The sequence below is a fragment of the Paraburkholderia sp. BCC1876 genome (genome assembly GCF_902833695.1).
Lineage (GTDB): Bacteria > Pseudomonadota > Gammaproteobacteria > Burkholderiales > Burkholderiaceae > Paraburkholderia.
In genome coordinates this window covers 1-484 of record NZ_CADFGI010000072.1, presented here as the reverse complement: position 1 = coordinate 484, position 484 = coordinate 1, and the positions used below count along the sequence as shown (strand labels likewise).

The 484-nt window shown below is 69.4% G+C and carries 1 protein-coding gene; it reads right to left on the bottom strand.

What is annotated here, in order from left to right; all coding sequences use genetic code 11:
* The coding region (locus HWY05_RS37815; RefSeq protein ID WP_176061497.1) for a PLP-dependent transferase at positions 1 to 484 on the bottom strand (484 nt) is incomplete at both ends.

Genomic DNA, 484 nt, shown 5'->3' with positions numbered 1-484 from the left:
GCTCGAAGGGCTTGAACGCCAGGCCCGCCGAATAGGTGTTGTCGATCGCGGTGATCACGCCGCGCTCGCGCGCCACCGCCGCGATGGCCCGCACGTCGGGCACTTCCATGGTCACCGAGCCCGGCGCCTCCAGCCACAGCAGGCGGGTTTCGGGGCGGATCAGCTCGGCGATGCCGGCGCCGATCAGCGGATCGTAGAAGCGCAAGCTGATGCCGAAATCGCGCGCCAGCCAGTTGCCGAGATCGGCGTTGGGGCTGTAGGCGTTGTGCGGGACCAGCACGTCGTCGCCGCTCTTCACGATGCCGAAATAGACGTTCATGATCGACGCCAGCCCCGAGGGCTGCAGCAGCGCGTGCGCGCCGCCCTCGATCACGGCCAGTTGGCGCGCCAGTTCGAGCGCGGTGGGCGTGGCGTGCAGGCCGTAGCGCCACTTGTCGTCCTCGCGCCAGTCGAGCGCGCGCATCGTCGCCAGATCGGGGAACAC